This is a genomic window from Mesorhizobium sp. M8A.F.Ca.ET.161.01.1.1, from assembly GCF_004792105.1.
Lineage (GTDB): Bacteria > Pseudomonadota > Alphaproteobacteria > Rhizobiales > Rhizobiaceae > Mesorhizobium.
Genome location: NZ_SRTD01000013.1, coordinates 131,165 through 144,727 on the forward strand (window position 1 = coordinate 131,165; position 13,563 = coordinate 144,727).

At 65.6% G+C, this 13,563-nt stretch carries 8 protein-coding genes; 5 read left to right on the top strand and 3 right to left on the bottom strand.

Features of this window, described 5'->3' with window-relative positions:
• Nucleotides 1–30 precede the first annotated feature (30 nt).
• Nucleotides 31–249 carry a DUF1674 domain-containing protein gene (locus EN804_RS26245; RefSeq protein WP_127277742.1) on the bottom strand — a complete coding sequence of 73 codons (219 nt, stop codon included), beginning with the start codon at nucleotides 247–249 and terminating at the stop codon, nucleotides 31–33.
• 105 nt (nucleotides 250–354) lie between these two features.
• On the opposite strand from EN804_RS26245, the gene htpX reads away from it, so the two are divergent.
• From htpX to purH, 4 genes are all read left to right on the top strand, one after another.
• The gene (gene htpX, locus EN804_RS26250; protein WP_135863317.1) at nucleotides 355–1,374 is read left to right on the top strand and encodes a zinc metalloprotease HtpX; all 1,020 of its coding nucleotides are present in this window, start codon (nucleotides 355–357) and stop codon (nucleotides 1,372–1,374) included.
• Nucleotides 1,371–2,759 carry an RsmB/NOP family class I SAM-dependent RNA methyltransferase gene (locus EN804_RS26255; protein WP_189522216.1) on the top strand — a complete coding sequence of 463 codons (1,389 nt, stop codon included), beginning with the start codon at nucleotides 1,371–1,373 and terminating at the stop codon, nucleotides 2,757–2,759. The genes htpX and EN804_RS26255 overlap by 4 nt, the downstream gene beginning before the upstream one ends.
• 147 nt (nucleotides 2,760–2,906) lie before the next feature.
• Nucleotides 2,907–4,631: a heparinase II/III family protein gene (locus EN804_RS26260; RefSeq protein WP_135921681.1), complete on the top strand. Its 1,725-nt coding sequence runs from the start codon at nucleotides 2,907–2,909 to the stop codon at nucleotides 4,629–4,631.
• A 105-nt stretch (nucleotides 4,632–4,736) separates the two neighbouring features.
• Complete coding sequence (gene purH / locus EN804_RS26265) at nucleotides 4,737–6,353, top strand: bifunctional phosphoribosylaminoimidazolecarboxamide formyltransferase/IMP cyclohydrolase (protein WP_135921682.1); 1,617 nt, start codon at nucleotides 4,737–4,739, stop codon at nucleotides 6,351–6,353.
• Nucleotides 6,354–6,397: 44 nt separating this feature from the next.
• Here the strand turns inward: purH and EN804_RS26270 are convergent, their stop codons facing one another.
• Both EN804_RS26270 and EN804_RS26280 read right to left on the bottom strand, forming a co-directional pair.
• A complete protein-coding gene (locus EN804_RS26270) occupies nucleotides 6,398–7,777 on the bottom strand; it encodes an MFS transporter (RefSeq protein WP_127278614.1) in 1,380 nt (459 codons plus the stop codon).
• A gap of 274 nt (nucleotides 7,778–8,051) precedes the next feature.
• On the bottom strand, nucleotides 8,052–12,839 hold the full coding sequence (locus tag EN804_RS26280) for an NAD-glutamate dehydrogenase (protein ID WP_135921683.1): 4,788 nt from the start codon (nucleotides 12,837–12,839) through the stop codon (nucleotides 8,052–8,054).
• Between the two features lie 137 nt (nucleotides 12,840–12,976).
• Between EN804_RS26280 and EN804_RS26285 the strand changes: the two genes are divergently transcribed.
• Nucleotides 12,977–13,540: a peroxidase-related enzyme gene (locus tag EN804_RS26285; protein WP_127278616.1), complete on the top strand. Its 564-nt coding sequence runs from the start codon at nucleotides 12,977–12,979 to the stop codon at nucleotides 13,538–13,540.
• The last annotated feature ends 23 nt before the right edge of the window (nucleotides 13,541–13,563 follow it).

Consider the following 13,563-nt stretch of genomic DNA (forward strand, 5'->3'; position numbering starts at 1 on the left):
CGGCCGGCCTCAGCTGAATATCGACACACTCTAAAAGTCGCTGGTCAGGCCTTTGATCTCCCAGTCGCCATAGCGGCCGGGCTCCTTGCCGCCACGGCCACCGATCTCTTTCGGCAGGGCGGCTTCCTGCGCGAGATAGTCGGTGCGTCGTGCGTCGGCTTCCGCCAGCGCCCGGCGGGCGGCTGGCGTCAAATCTTTCCGCGGCGCATTGCCATCGCCGGCGGGCGTTTTACTGGTTTCGTCGTTCATGCGATATTTCCCGCGGATTGAAACAGGAACAGGCGTTTCCCATCATATAGCGATGACCTCGCAAGGATCGACCCTTTTTCACCACCATCGCGACAGGAGCAGACGATGAACACCATTCGCACCGCCATGCTTCTCGCCGCCATGACGGCGCTGTTCATGGGCGTCGGCTTTTTGATCGGCGGCTCGGGCGGCATGATGGTCGCGCTGGTGGTCGCCGCCGGTACCAATCTGTTCAGCTATTGGAACGCCGACAAGATGGTGCTGTCGATGAACCGCGCCGTCGAGGTCGACGAGAAGAACGCGCCGGAATATTACGCCATCGTCCAGGCACTGGCCAAGCAGGCCGGGCTGCCGATGCCGAAAACCTATCTGATCGACAATCCGCAGCCGAATGCCTTTGCCACCGGCCGCAACCCGCAGAACGCGGCGGTGGCCGCCTCGACGGGCCTGTTGCAGCGGCTGACCCACGAAGAGGTCGCCGCCGTGATGGCGCATGAGCTCGCCCACGTCCAGCACCGCGACACGCTGACCATGACCATCGTCGCCACCTTTGCCGGTGCCATCTCGATGCTCGGCAATTTCGCCTTTTTCCTCGGCGGCAACCGCGAAAACAATCCGTTCGGCTTTGTCGGCGTGCTGGCGGCGATGATCGTGGCGCCCTTCGCGGCCATGATCGTGCAGATGGCGGTCAGCCGCACCCGCGAATATGAGGCCGACCGGCGCGGCGCCGAAATCTGTGGACACCCGCTGTGGCTGGCCTCCGCGCTTGACAAGATCGCCCGCGGGGCCGAACGCATTCCCAACCCCGACGCCGAGCGCAATCCGGCAATGGCGCATCTCTTCATCATCAACCCCCTGCATGGCGAGCGCATGGACAGTCTGTTCTCCACCCATCCGAGCACCGACAACCGCATCGCCGCGCTGCAGGCGATGGCGCGCGAAATGGGCGATGGCGCTGCGCGGGCCACGCAGCGCCAGACACAGACGCCGCCGCGGGCGGACGAGCCGCAGGCGGCCGGACCGTGGGGCAAGCCGGCCGAACCGGAACAACAGGCCGAACCGGCCAGCCCGAAATCCAATCCGTGGGGCCGCAACCCGACCGGACCCAAGGGCCGGTGGTCGTGAGCGTGGCGGGCAGAGCACCTCGACGCACGGTTTCAGGCGATCAGGAACACAATGCCGGCGGCGAGTTCGTTGCCGGCCTTGCCGCGCGCAAGGCGGCGGCGCGGCTGCTGGCCGCCGTCATCGACGCCCGCACGCCGCTTGATGGCCTGACCGACCACGAGAACGGCCATCCGCAATACAAGGCGCTCGATTTGCGCGACCGTGGCCTTGTGCGCGCCATACTGGTCACCGCGCTGCGTTACCGCATGACCATATCGGGATTGCTGGCGCGGCGCCTGGAAAAGCCGCTGCCGCCCAACGCGACCGCCTTGTCGCACATACTGCATGTGGCGGCGGCCCAGATCCTGTTCCTCGACATTCCCGACAGCGCGGCCGTCGACCTCGCCGTGACGCACGCCAAGTCCGACCCCCGCACGCAGCGTTTTTCCGGCCTGGTCAACGGCGTGCTGCGCACGCTCGCGCGCGCCAAGGAGGCCGAACTTCCGGCAGTGCTTGCCGCCACCGACGAAGCGCCGAAATGGTTTTCCGACCGGCTGAAGGCGGCCTACGGCGCCGAGAAGGCTGGGCAGATCCTGGCCGCCCATCGCCACGAGGCGCCGGTCGACTTCTCGGTCAAGGCCGATGCCGAACTCTGGGCCGAAAAGCTCGGCGGCATAGTCCTGCCAACCGGCACGGTGCGCGTGGAGAAGCTTGCCGGCCCTGTCACCGAACTGCCTGGCTTCGCCGAAGGCGCCTGGTGGGTCCAGGATGCGGCCGCCAGCTTGCCGGCAAGACTGTTCGGCGATGTCGGCGGATTGCGCATCGCCGATCTCTGCGCCGCGCCCGGCGGCAAGACAGCTCAGCTGATCCTGGCCGGCGCCAGGGTCACCGCCGTCGATACCTCGAAGAACCGGCTTGCGCGGCTGGAGCAGAACCTCGACCGCCTCGGACTGTCCGCCGAAATCGTCCAGGCCGACCTGCTCAAATACGAGCCGGCGGCGTTGTTCGACGCCGTGCTCCTCGACGCACCATGTTCCTCGACCGGCACGGTGCGGCGGCATCCCGACGTGCCGTGGACCAAGACGGCGGCGGACGTCGAAAAACTCGCCGACCTGCAGCGCAGGCTGCTCGCCCGCGCCGTCACGCTGGTCAGGCCCGGCGGCCGGATCGTCTTTTCCAATTGTTCGCTCGACCCGCTCGAAGGTGAAGAACTGCATCGTTCCTTCCTCAAGGACGCGGCTACGGTCATTGACGATCCGCTGCATCAGGGCGAGATCGCCGGCATCGATTCGTTCCTGACGCAGCAAGGCACGCTGCGCACCACGCCCGCCGATCTCGACCTCGGCGCGCCGGAGCGCTCCGGTCTGGACGGCTTCTTCGCCGCGCGTATGCGCCGCGCCGGCTAAGCGTGTAACCGCCCGGATTTGTTGACTTTTTTAGGGCAAGTCAGGGTTAAGACCGGGTTAACTGGACCCGTTGCCAGGAATTCGCCTTCGCACGCTACGTTCAATCATGTAAACTTGTGCCGGGGTAGAGGACGACCAGGAGGGCTTTTGGCACTTGCTGCCGGCAACACGACGCGTCTGTGGACGCTGGTCGCGAAGGAGTTCTGGCGCAAGACGCGCCGGCGCCTGCGTGCCGGGCCGGTTTATCGCTGGCGCTATTCCGGCCGCACGCCCGAACGCGTCCTGATCGCGCCGCCTGACCTGCGCCTCGCCGATCCGCAGATCGCACTCGAGATCTATTACGGCCGCTATCCCCTGTCTGGCCATCTGGTCGAGACCGGCGGCAAATCCCCTTTCCAGATCAATGTCCCCAATCACGGTTGGCAGAAGACCCTGCATGGCTTCCGCTGGCTGCGCCACATGCGCGCCGCCGGCACGGAGCTGGCCGCGGCAAACGCCCGCGCGCTCGTTTCCGACTGGATCACCATGCATGGCAGCCATATTTCGGGCATTGCCTGGGAGCCAGGCACGACGGCCAAACGCATCATCGCCTGGCTGCAGCATTCTTCCGTCGTGCTGCAGGGCGCCGAATTTCCCTTCTACCGGGCCTTCCTGAAATCGCTGGCGATGCAGATCCGCTATCTCAAGTCCATGGCGCGCGAAATGCCCGACGGCAAGGACCGGCTGCGCGCTCGCATCGCGCTGGCATTCGCCGCCCTGTCCCTCCCAGCGCCGGCCTCGGCGCTGCGCGGCGCCACCCGCAACCTCGCCGACGAACTCAATCGCCAGATTCTTGCCGACGGCGGCCATGTCTCGCGCAACCCGATGGCGGTGCTGGAAATCCTCGCCGACCTTCTGCCGCTGCGGCAGACCTATGCCAACCAGGCCGAAGCGCCGCCGCAGGCGCTGATCGGCGCCATCGACCGCATGCTGCCGGCGCTGCGCTTCTTCCGCCATCAGGACGGCAGCCTCGCCCGCTTCAACGGCATGGGCGCCACCATCCATGACCGCATCGCCACGATCCTGCGCCACGACGACACCGCCGGCTCGCCGCTGCTGCATGCGCCGCATTCGGGCTATGAGCGGCTGGCGATCGGTGGCACCACCGTCATCGCCGATACCGGCCTGCCGCCGCCGGTCGACGTGTCCAATGCAGCCCATGCCGGCTGCCTCGCCTTCGAACTGTCGTCCGGGCGCCAGCATTACATCGTCAATGCCGGCATCGACACCTACGGCGCCGCCGAGTTCCGACCGCTGGCCCGTGCCACCGCCGCGCATTCGACAGCCACCATCAACGACACGTCTTCGGCGCGTTTCACCCATGCGCTGCGGGTCAACGACCAGTTGGGTTCGCCGTTGATCGGCGGCCCGCAGCAAGTGCAGTGCAAACGCATCGACCAGAAGGGCGTCCACGGCTTCATCGCCCGTCATGATGGCTATCTCCAGCGTTTCGGCTTCCTGCATGAGCGTGAACTGAAACTCTCCTCGGACGGCAATGTGCTGGTGGGCCGGGACCGGTTCCATCGGCCCGGCAACGCCGCGGTCCGCAACAACGGCCGCGATTTCATCACCGTTCGTTTTCACATCCATCCGGACATCAATCTGCTGCAGGACGAACAGGAGCGGCTGATCCTGACCGCCGATCAGGCCGACACCTGGGTGTTCACCTCCAGCGAAGTGATGCCCGAGGTGGAGGAATCGATCTATTTCGCCGGTCTGGGCGGTCCACGCCGCAGCCGCCAGATCGTGCTCGCTTTCAGGGCGTCCGAAATTGCCGAAGTCCATTGGCAGCTGACGCGGACAAAGATCGCCGGTTATCCCGAAAACAACTGAGCTTGCGGCGGCAATGGCATGCCGTGAAAAAGCGAACGCTTGATTTCCGGGCCTCATGTGCTACGGCGCGGGCTTGCTCCTCCAGACTTGAAAGGCCGCCAGCCCATGGCCGTTCCTGCCAAGAACATTCCCGCCCCCGACCTCGTTCCGGTCCGCCGCGCGCTGCTGTCTGTCTTCGACAAGACCGGCATGCTCGACTTTGCCAGGGCGCTGGCCGCGGCCGGCGTCGAGCTGGTCTCCACTGGCGGCACGGCAAAAGCGATCGCCGAGGCCGGCATGGTGGTACGCGACGTCTCCGAGCTCACCGGCTTTCCCGAGATCATGGACGGCCGCGTCAAGACGCTGCACCCGTCGGTGCACGGCGCGCTGCTAGGCGTGCGCGATGATCCCGAGCATGCATTGGCGATGCGCAAATATGGCATCGAGCCGATCGATCTCGTCGTCTCCAATCTTTATCCCTTCGAGGAAGTCCGCCGCTCCGGCGCCGACTACGCGGCGATCGTCGAGAATATCGACATTGGCGGCCCGGCGATGATCCGCGCCTCGGCCAAGAACCACGCTTACGTCGCCATCGTCACCGATCCCGGCGACTACGCCGCGGTGCTCAACGCGCTGGAGATGAACATCGGCTCGCTGTCGCTGGATTTCCGCAAGAAGCTGGCGGCCAAGGCCTTCGCCCGCACCGCCACCTATGACGCGGCAATCTCGGGCTGGTTCGCCGAGGCGCTGGAGATCGAGCATCCGACCTGGCGCGCCTTCGGCGGCAGGCTGGCCGAAGTCATGCGCTATGGCGAGAACCCGCATCAGGGCGCCGGCTTCTATGTCAATGGCGACAAGCGGCCGGGCGTCGCCACGGCGCGGCAGCTGCAAGGCAAGCAGCTATCCTACAACAACATCAACGACACCGACGCCGCCTTCGAACTGGCCGGCGAGTTCGACCCCAACCGCTCGGCCGCCGTCGCCATCATCAAGCACGCCAATCCCTGCGGCGTCGCAGAGGGCGCGTCGCTGAAGGCGGCCTACGCCAAGGCGCTCGCCTGCGACCCGGTCTCGGCCTTCGGCGGCATCGTCGCCTTGAACCGCACCCTCGACGCCGAGGCGGCGCAGGAAATCATGAAAACCTTCACCGAGGTGATCATCGCGCCCGACGCCACCGACGAGGCCGCGGCAATCATCGCCGCCAAGAAGAATTTGCGCCTGCTGGTCACCGGCGGCCTGCCCGATCCGCGTACAGCAGGCACGACGGTCAAGTCCGTCGCCGGCGGCCTGCTCGTCCAGGGCCGAGACAACGCCGTGGTCGACGACCTCGAACTGAGGGTGGTGACGAAGCGCGCGCCGACGCCGGCCGAAATGGCCGACCTCAAATTCGCCTTCCGCGTCGCCAAGCACGTCAAGTCGAACGCCATCGTCTATGCCAGGGACGGCGCCACTGTCGGCATCGGCGCCGGCCAGATGAGCCGCGTCGATTCCTCACGCATCGCCGCCCGCAAGGCGCTCGACGCGGCGGAGGCCGCCGGGGTGACCGAGCCGCTGACCAGGGGCTCGGTGGTCGCTTCGGACGCCTTCTTCCCCTTCGCCGACGGCCTGCTGTCGGCCATCGAGGCCGGTGCCACGGCCGTGATCCAGCCGGGCGGTTCGATGCGCGACGACGACGTCATCGCTGCCGCGGATGAACATGGCATCGCCATGGTGTTCACAGGCGTGCGGCATTTCCGGCATTGAGCACCCCCATCCTTCTCCCCTTGTGGGAGAAGGAAGTGGCGCTGCTACTCAACCGGCCGATCCGCCGGATATGGCGTTCCAACCAGGATCGCCATGCCGATGCCGAGGAACAGGATGATCGCGGCCATGCCGAGCCGTGGCGAATCGCTGAGCGTGGTGATGGTCGCCACCATGAACGGCGCCAGGAAGCTGGTGGCCCGCCCGGCCAGCGCGTAGATGCCGAAATAGCGCCCGGATTCGGCGGCGGTGACGCTGCGCGCCATGTAGGAGCGCGACGAGGCCTGCACCGGACCGAAGGCGAGGCCGATCAAAAGGCCATACATGATGTATGCCTTTTCCGCGGCGGTGCCGAACAGCCCGCCTGAATCGGCGGTCGACAGCGGTATAAGGCCGAGCAGTGTGAAGCCCGGTCCGGTCGAGACGACGCCGACGGTGGCGACCGAAAGCATGACCAGCGCAACCATCACGACGTGCTTCGAGCCGAGCGCGGTATCGAGCCGCGCCGCGATCCAGCAGCCGAAGATGGCGACGACGTTGAGGATGATGCCGAACAGGCCGATCTCGGTGATCGACCAGTGGAACATGCCGGCCGCGAACGTGCCGCCCAGCGCCAGCAGCGCGTTGACGCCGTCCTGATAGATCATCCGCGCCGCGAGGAAGCGCAGGATGCCGCTGCGGTTGCGCACTTCGGCGAGTGTCGACTTGAGTTCCGACAGGCCCTCGCGCACCGCCGGCCCGATCGGGATGCCCTTGACGGCGTCGGGCGTGAAGAAAAACATCGGCAGGATGAACAGGAAATACCAGCCGGCCGACATCGGTCCGGTGAAGCGCGCGTCCTCGCCAAGCTTCGGATCGAGCCCGAACAGCGGGTCGATGCCGATAAGCGTCTTGCCGGTCTCCAGATTGCCTGCCAGGAACAGGACGACGAAGATCAGCGCGATCATACCGCCGAGATAGCCAAGTCCCCAGGCCATGTTGGAGATCCTGCCGATCTCGGCCTTCGGCACCAGGCGCGGCATCATGGAATCGTTGAACACGGTCGAGAACTCGGCCGCCACCGAAGCCAGCGAGAACAACAGCACGACCAGGAACAGGTTCGAACCGGGCGCGGCGAACCACAGCAGGGTGAGGCTGACGATCTTGATCGTCGCGAAGAAGGCGATCCACGGCTTGCGCGGCCCGGTCTGGTCGGCGATCGAACCGAGGATGGGCGACAGGATCGCGATGACCAGCCCCGCCGCGGCGATACCATAACCCCAGGCCGCCTGTCCGGCGGTCGGGTCGCTCGCCATGCGCGAGACGAAATACGGTCCGAAAATGAAGGTGGTGACGACGGTGAAGAACGGCTGCGCCGCCCAGTCGAAGAACATCCACCCCCAGATGCCGCGCCCCGACGCCCGCTGCACTGTCTCTACCGCCGCCATGCTGATTCCCCCGGCCCGCCCGCGTCGGGCGTCATGTCTGCATGTTTTTCATGGGCATGCAAACTGGCAAATGTTCGTGCCGCCCCTCACCTGCCTGCCGGCATCCTCTCCCCGTATAGAGACGGGGAGAGGGGCGCCGTCACTGCGGATTTCGCCAATCACCAGCGTCCCAAAAGAAGGCGCCGAGGCCGCGGCCAGCCCTTTCTCCCCGTCACTATGCGGGGAGAAATGCCCGGCAGGGCAATGAGGGGCGGCGCCGGCGTTTCGGAGATGCTCACATCCCCGTCAAATCGCTCATCAGTCCCGACGCGACCGACAGCCGGGACACGGTGATGTCGCCGCCTTCGGTCAGCGCCTGCAGCCGCTCGCGGATGCGCGCCACCCGCTCGCCGCCCGCTTCCAGCCAGGCCGCCACCGGATCCGCGGCCTTGGCATGGCCGGTGAGCGCGGCCACCGCGATGCCGCGCCGCGCCGCGCCGATCGTGTCGGTGGCGCGGGACAGAGCGAGTTGATCATAATAGTCCGATGGCGTGATCGAGCGCGCCGCATCCTCGACGCGCGGAATGCGGAAGGCATCGCTGACGGCGAAGAACGCCTTTGCGGCCGCGACGATACCGGCACCGGCGGTGCGCGCCGTCAGCGCGATGTCGGGAATGAGCTCCGCCGCCTCGCTCATCGCCAGCTGCTCGGCGAGCTTTTCCGGAGCGCCCGCCTTGAACAGCCCGTGCCGCTTCTCCTCGATCCGCTCGCGCGAAAAAACCGGCAGCAGCGATACCAGTTTGGGCTCCAGCGCCTTGCGTGCATCCTGCAGTTCGGCGATGCGTTGGCCAAGCGATGCCGTGCCGGCATCGTTTTTCAGATACCAGCCGCTGCTCATATAGATAAGCCGGCTCACCATCTGGTAGAGATCGAGCTGCACCTGGCCGTCGATCTGGTTATCCAGCGCGTCGATCTCGCGATAGAGTGCCGGCAGCGCAAAGCCGTCGCGCACCACGGCGAAGGTGCGCACCACGTCGGCGGCGGTGCGCCCCGTCGCTTCCTGCAGCCGGTTGACGAAGGACGGGCCGCCGCGATTGACCAGATCGTTGGCGACGACACGGGCGATGATCTCGCGGCGCAGCCGGTGGCCGCGGATCTCGGAAGCGTACTTTTTCGCCATCCGGTCCGGGAAATAGCCCATCAGGTCGCGGTCGAAATGCTCATCATCCGGCACGTCGATGGCGACGATGTCGGAAAACAGCACGATCTTGGCATAGGCGAGCAGCACGCCGAGCTCGGCCCGGGTCAGCGGCTCGCCGCGCGCCTCGCGCTCGGCAAGCGCCGCCGGCGACGGCAGCGTCTCGACCACGCGGTCGAGCAGGCCACGCGCCTCCAGCGCGGTCATGAAGCGGCTTTGATGCGCGATGTCGGCGAGGCCGCGCTTGCGGGCGATCGAAAGCGCCAGCGTCTGCTGGTAGTTGTTGGACAGCACCAGGCCGCCGACCTCGTCGGTCATCTCGGCCAGCAGCTTGTTGCGCGCCGGTCGCGTCAGCGATCCCTTGCGCATGGCCGACGCCAGCGCGATCTTGATGTTGACCTCGACGTCGGAGCAGTTGACGCCGCCCGAATTGTCGATAGCGTCGGAATTGCAGCGGCCGCCATTCATGCCGAACTCGATGCGTGCCCGCTGGGTGACGCCGAGATTGGCACCCTCGCCGATAACCTTGGCGCGGACGTCGAGCGCCGTGATGCGGATGGCATCGTTGGCGCGGTCGCCGACCTCGGCATTGGTTTCGGTCGATGCCCTGAGATAGGTGCCGATGCCGCCGAACCACAGGAGATCGACGGGCGCCTTGAGGATGGCGGTCATGATCTCGACCGGCGTGGCGGTCGTCTTGGCGAGGCCGATCGCGGTCGCCGCGGCAGCCGGCAAGGTGATCGACTTCTGGCTGCGCGAGACGATGACGCCGCCTTCCGACAGCTTGGTCTTGTCATAGTCCTGCCAGCTCGAACGCGGCAACGCGAACATGCGTTCGCGCTCGGCCATCGAGGCAGCCATGTCAGGATCGGGATCGATGAAGATGTCGCGATGGTCGAAGGCTGCGATCAGCCGCGTCTTCGGCGACAACAGCATGCCGTTGCCGAACACGTCGCCCGACATGTCGCCGACACCGACGACGGTGAAAGGCGAGGTCTGGATGTCGCGGTTCATCTCGCGGAAGTGCCGCTTGACCGCTTCCCAGGCGCCCTTGGCGGTGATGCCCATCTTCTTGTGGTCGTAGCCGGCCGAACCGCCGCTCGCGAAGGCATCATCGAGCCAGAAGCCATGCTTTTCCGAGATGGCGTTGGCGGTGTCGGAGAAGGTTGCCGTGCCCTTGTCGGCGGCGACGACGAAATAGGGATCGTCCTGGTCGCGGCGCACGACACCGGCCGGCGGAATGACACCGTCCAGCCCGATATTGTCGGTGATCGACAAAAGGCTGGAGACGAAGTTCTTGTAGGCGGAGGTGCCGGCCTCGAAGATGGCGTCGCGTCCGGCGCTCATCGGCAGTTTCTTGGGATAGAAGCCGCCCTTGGCACCGACCGGCACGATGACGGCGTTCTTGACCTGCTGCGCCTTGACCAGGCCGAGCACTTCGGTGCGGTAGTCCTGGGCGCGGTCCGACCAGCGCAGGCCGCCGCGTGCGACCGGGCCGAAGCGCAGATGCAGGCCTTCGACCTCGGAACCGTAGACGAAGATTTCCCGCCATGGCCGCGGCGCCGGCAATCCCTCGACCGCTTGCGACTCGAGCTTGATCGCCAGCGACTGGCCTTTCTCTTTCGTATCGGCAACGAAATGATTGGTGCGCAGCGAGGCTTCGATCAGGTTCAGGTAGCGCCGGATGATGGTGTCGTCGTCGATGTTGGGGACATCCTCCAGCGCATCCTTGATCTTGGCCTTGAGATGCTTGGCCGCCACCGCGCCTTCCGTTTCCGCCGTCGGGCCGAGGCGGGCGATGAACAGGTCATGCAGGCCGCGCGCGATCTCGGGATAGCGGTTGAGGGCGGCGGCGATGAAATCCTGGCTCTGCGGAATGCCGACCTGCTGCAAATAGCGGCCATAGGCCCGCAGGATGGTAATCTCGCCCGACCACAGGCCGGCGGTTTGCGCAAGGCCATTATAGCCGTCATTGTCGACGTCGCCGCGCCACACCGACAGGAACGCGTCCTCGAACAGCGCGCCGCCATCGGCGAGGTCTATTCGCGCGCCGTAGCTGTTCTCCAGCTCCATGTCGTGGATGAAGACCATCCCGGAGGCCTCGTCGCCGACTGCGAAAGTCCGCTCGCTGATGACGCGGAAACCGATGTTCTCCAGCACCGGCACGCGTCGCGACAACGCCACCGGGCTGCCATGGTGATAGATTTTCAGCGCCGCCTGCTGCGGTTTCTGCCCGGTATGGCGGTAATAGTCGATGGCGATCGGATTGCCGGCGCTGATCTTGGCGATGCGCCCGGCATCGGCCAGCGCCACCGCCGCGCTGAACGAATCCCGGTAGCTTTCCGGCAGCCGCGCGGCGATGGCCTTCAACGCCGGATCGCTGCCGTCGGCTTCCGCGGCATCGGCAAGTGCATCTTCCCAGGTGCGCACGATGTCGCGTATCGCCGCTTCGATCGTCGCCTGCTCGACCTTCGGCGTCTTGCCGCCGGAGCGGCCGATGATGAAGTGCACACGCGCCAGCCCACCTTCCGGGAAGGCCGGGTAATAGGCCGACAGCCGGCCCTCGAACACGGTTTTCAGATAGGCGCCGATCTTCTCGCGCACGACGCTGTCGTAACGGTCGCGCGGCACGAAGACGAGGATCGATACGAAACGGTCGAACTGGTCGGCACGCACCAGCGCCCGCACGCGTGGCCGCTCGATCAGGCCGAGAATGGCAGCGGCATGCTTGCGCAGGATCGGCACCGGCACCTGGAACAGCTCGTCGCGCGGATAGCTTTCCAGCACGTTGATCAGCGCCTTGCCGGAGTGATCGTGCCGGTCGAAACCCGACTTGGCGATGATGGTTTCGGCCTTGGACCTGAGATACGGGATCTTCATCACCGAGCGCGTGTAGGCGGTCGAGGTGAACAGGCCGACGATGCGCAGTTCGCCCGCCAACGTGCCCTTGGCGGTGTAGGTCTTGACGCCGATATAGTCGAGATAGATGCGCCGGTGCACCAAGGACTTGGCATTGGCCTTGGTGACGATCAGCGGCTCCGGTCCGTGCAGGAAAGCACGGATTTCAGGCGTCGTCGTCACCGCCTCGGTGCCGCGCCTCAGCACCAGCACGTCCGGGTCGGTCAGGATGCCGAGGCCGGGTTTTTCGGAGCGCTCCAGATTGCCGCTTTCCTCGCCGCCGGTGTACTTGAATTCACGCATGCCGAGGAAGGTGAAATTGTCGTCGCGCAGCCACTCCAGGAAGGCGATGGCCTCGGCGACGCTCTTCTTGTCGAGCGGCACCGCAGAATAGCGGAATTCGGAGATGGCCTGATCGAGCCGGGCGAGCATCGGCCGCCAGTCGTTGACCGCGGCGTGGACCTGGCCAAGCATCTTGCGCAACCGCTCGGTCAAGCCATTTGCCTGTGCTGACGTCAACCGGGGAATGTGCACATGGATCACGCTCAGCCGGTCGTGGCTGCCGTCGTCCTTGGCGAAATTGCCATCGCCGAGGATTTCGTCCACACCCGTTTTGCCATGGCGAACCGTGATCACCGGATGGGTGACCAGGGTCGGTCCCCCTGATGTCTCCGTGACTTCGCCGAGGATGGAATCGAACAGGAACGGCATGTTGTCGTTGACGACCGTGATGACCGTCACCGGGCGGCCTTCGCGAACGACGCCCGAATCGGCTTCGACGGCGACGACGCACTCACCCTTTTTGTGGCCGGCGACCGCCTTGCCGGCGAGATCGGCGGCGCGTTCGAGGTCGGCCACGTCATAGGCGGCGATATCCTCAGCCGGCGCGCGGGCGAGCAGATAGTCGGCAAGCCTGGCCGGTCTGTCCTCCGTCTTCGCCGCCGTTGCCTTCTTCTTCGACTTAGCTGCGGACTTCACGCTGGCCATGACGCTTCTTCCCTCCCGTCGCATGCTTTTGCGACTATGGTAGCAGATGACCGCTGTTTGGCGACAAAGGTTTGACGGCTTGCCAAGAATTATCGGAATTCGGCGGCAGGCCATCGCGTGACGAGGAGAAATGATCCATGACAGGCAAAATCACCGCGCTTGACCTGGCCCCGGCAGAGCCGAGCGAACCGACAAAAGCCTATTTCGCCAAATGCGAGGAGAAGCTCGGCCTCGTCCCCAACGTCCTCAGGGCCTATGCCTTCGACGACAAGAAGCTGCGCGCCTTCACCGACATGTACAATGATTTGATGCTGGGCGAATCCGGCCTGTCGAAACTGGAACGCGAGATGATCGCGGTCGCCGTCTCCTCCATCAACCACTGCTACTATTGCCTGACCGCGCATGGCGCGGCGGTGCGCCAGCTCTCGGGCGACCCCTTGCTTGGCGAGACGATGGTGATGAATTTCCGCGCCGCCGACCTTTCGCCGAAGCAAACGGCGATGCTCGAATTCGCCGTCAAGCTGACCGAAGAACCGGCCAGGATCGTCGAGGCCGACCGCGCGGCGCTGCGCCAGGCAGGCTTCAGCGACCGCGACATCTGGGACATCGCCTCGACCGCGGCCTTCTTCAACATGTCGAACCGCGTCGCGGCGGCAATCGACATGCGGCCCAACGACGAATACCACGCCATGGCGCGATAGGGCCACGCGGGCTGCACCGTCAG

Excerpts from the sequence above, each read along its gene's own strand:
- EN804_RS26270 (WP_127278614.1), bottom strand. The coding sequence starts at position 7,777 with ATGGCGGCGGTAGAGACAGTGCAGCGGGCGTCGGGGCGCGGCATCTGG.
- htpX (WP_135863317.1), top strand. The coding sequence starts at position 355 with ATGAACACCATTCGCACCGCCATGCTTCTCGCCGCCATGACGGCGCTG.
- EN804_RS26285 (WP_127278616.1), top strand. The coding sequence starts at position 12,977 with ATGACAGGCAAAATCACCGCGCTTGACCTGGCCCCGGCAGAGCCGAGC.
- purH (WP_135921682.1), top strand. The coding sequence starts at position 4,737 with ATGGCCGTTCCTGCCAAGAACATTCCCGCCCCCGACCTCGTTCCGGTC.
- EN804_RS26280 (WP_135921683.1), bottom strand. The coding sequence starts at position 12,839 with ATGGCCAGCGTGAAGTCCGCAGCTAAGTCGAAGAAGAAGGCAACGGCG.
- EN804_RS26245 (WP_127277742.1), bottom strand. The coding sequence starts at position 249 with ATGAACGACGAAACCAGTAAAACGCCCGCCGGCGATGGCAATGCGCCG.